At 66.9% G+C, this 2,411-nt stretch carries 3 protein-coding genes; 2 read left to right on the forward strand and 1 reads right to left on the reverse strand.

What is annotated here, in order from left to right; all coding sequences use genetic code 11:
• Positions 1-306 (forward strand): VOC family protein (locus A5777_RS02420; RefSeq protein WP_197502273.1); only part of this gene is annotated, 306 nt, incomplete at its 5' end.
• Between the two features lie 100 nt (positions 307-406).
• The gene (locus A5777_RS02425; protein WP_064861506.1) at positions 407-1,447 is read left to right on the forward strand and encodes a hypothetical protein; all 1,041 of its coding nucleotides are present in this window, start codon (positions 407-409) and stop codon (positions 1,445-1,447) included.
• A 13-nt stretch (positions 1,448-1,460) separates the two neighbouring features.
• Here A5777_RS02425 and nucS read toward each other — a convergent pair whose 3' ends face one another.
• On the reverse strand, positions 1,461-2,159 hold the full coding sequence (gene nucS / locus A5777_RS02430; protein WP_064861507.1) for an endonuclease NucS: 699 nt from the start codon (positions 2,157-2,159) through the stop codon (positions 1,461-1,463).
• Between the last annotated feature and the right edge of the window lie 252 nt (positions 2,160-2,411).

Here is a 2,411-nt window from a genome sequence, read left to right on the forward strand (position 1 = left end):
ATGGTCGGCCCCGCGGACGCAGGTACCGGCGCGGTCATCCAACTGCTCGCACCGGCGTCCGAGTCGTCGACGATCGCCAAGTTCCTCGATCGCAATGGACCAGGCTTGCAGCAGCTCGCCGTACGGGTCACAGATGTCGACGAGGTGGTGTCGCGCCTGACGTCCGCAGGGGTCCGCGTTCTGTATCCGGAGGCGCGACGCGGCACGGCCGACTCGCGAATCAACTTTGTTCACCCGAAGGATGCGGGCGGCGTGCTGCTCGAGCTCGTCGAACCCGCGGCCGACCACAGCTCTTCGACGCACTGACCCGCGCACTTCCGCGTCCACGGCAATCAATTGCCGAGGCGCACACGCGCTCATGCCAGACACAGCACCGCCACAGCACGGCCGACTAGACTGTCGAACCATGTCGAGCCAGGCTCCGAGGCAGCAACTCCCGTTCGCCGTCGTCATGCGCGGATACGATCGCGAGCAGGTCGCCGAGCGTTTCCGACGCATCGACGCCGACCTGCGAGTCCTCGCCGCCGACCGCGACGCCGCGACCGCCAACGCGCAAGAACTCGCCGCGCATCTGCACGAGGCCCGCGCGACGATCGAGGAACTCCGCCGCGAGGTCGACACCCTGTCTGTGCCGCCCACGACGGCCCAGGGCATGAGCGAACGATTGAGTCGCATGCTGCAGCTCGCGTCCGACGAGGCGTCGGAGATGCGCGCAGAAGCAGGCGCCGAGGCCGCCGAGACGGTGTCGGTGGCGCGTCAGGAAGCAGCGGAACTCGTCAAGAACTCACGTGAAGACGCCGACCGCATCCTGTCCGAGGCACAGTCCAGGGCTGAATCGATCGTGGCTGACGCCGAGAACAAGGCGGCCGGCATCGTCGCCGAGGCGGAACAGCACGCATCCGACCTACGCACCGACGCCGAGTCGATCCACGCCAAGGCCAAGGCCGACGCGGCGGAGTCGGACCGGTTGTGCAGCGAACGCGCAGCAGCGATGGAAGCCGAGCACACCGCGACGATGAACGCGGCACGTACCCAGGCCTCCCAACTGGTCGCCAAGGCCCATGCGGACGCCGACGAACTGGCACGCCAAAGCAAGCAGACGCGCACCGAGGAACGCCGCCACCACGACATGACCCTCGCCGAGGAGCGTCGACAAGCATTGGCCGAGGCCAAGCAGATCCGCGACACCGCGCGCGACATCGCCATCGAGCGACTGTCGGGCTCCCGCAAGCTCTCGGCGAAGGCCGACGACGCACGCACGCAGGTCCTCGAGGAGTTCGAGGAGATCCGCAAGAAGCTCAACGAGATCCAGCGCGAGTTCGGCACGTTCCCCGACACGCTGCGTCCGGCCGAAGACATCGACTACACGTCGTTGTCGGATGCCGACGATTCCGAACTGCTCAACCGGATACTGTCCGAGCGCGCCCGCTTCAGCACGGGCGACTGACGCCTCCGCGCCTTCAGAACAACCGGAACTCGGTACTCTCCGCACCTCGTAGAGCGTCGTAATCCAGGACGACGCAACGGATTCCGCGGTCGGTCGCCAGCGTGCGCGCCTGGGGTTTGATCTGCTGGGCCGCGAAGACGCCACTGACCGGTGCGAGCAACGGATCACGGTTGAGGAGTTCGAGGTAACGGGTCAGTTGTTCGACGCCGTCGATCTCGCCGCGACGTTTGATCTCGACGGCGACGGTCGCACCCTGCGCATCCCTGCACAGAATGTCGACGGGCCCGATTGCCGTCATGTACTCGCGCCTGATCAGCGTGTGACCGGGTCCGAGCGTCTCGACGTGCTCGGCGAGCAACTCCTGCAGATGCGCCTCGACGCCGTCCTTGACCAGGCCGGGATCGATGCCCAGTTCATGCGACGAGTCGTGCTCTATCGACGCGAGCGTGATGCGCAGCTCCTCGCCGGCCTTGTTGGTCACCACCCAGTACGCCTCGACAGACTCATGCAGCGCTGCGACCTCGTCGGGGACCTGCGCCTCGGTCAACCAGCAGGGCGGACTCATCCAATTCAGCGGTTTGTAGGCGCGGTCGTCGGCATGCACGCTCACCGAGCCGTCGGACTTGATGAGCAGCAACCGTTTGGCCATGGGGAGATGAGCCGTCAGTCGGCCGACGTAGTCCACTCGGCATTCCGCGATCACCAGACGCACACCGGGCAGCTTATCGGTCGCGCGCAACGGCTGAGGCGACCCCCGACCCCCGGCGAGCCACGGCACCGGGAGGACGCACCGTGGTCAGGCGTTCCGATACAGCTTGAGCAGGAACCGCTCGGCGTCGTCGACGGCGTCTGCCATGGACGGATGGACGTGCGGGAGCGTCGGGTCGAGTCCCTGCAGTTGCTCCGGGACGGCGAGGTTGGGGACGACGCTGTCGGCGCGATGACGCTCGACGCTCGCGCGCAC

The sequence above is a fragment of the Gordonia sp. 852002-10350_SCH5691597 genome (assembly GCF_001665715.1).
In the GTDB taxonomy this organism is placed as follows: domain Bacteria; phylum Actinomycetota; class Actinomycetes; order Mycobacteriales; family Mycobacteriaceae; genus Gordonia; species Gordonia sputi.

Bases quoted from the DNA above. Each gene is read 5' to 3' on its own strand.
- A5777_RS02425 (WP_064861506.1), top strand. From the start codon at position 407: ATGTCGAGCCAGGCTCCGAGGCAGCAACTCCCGTTCGCCGTCGTCATG.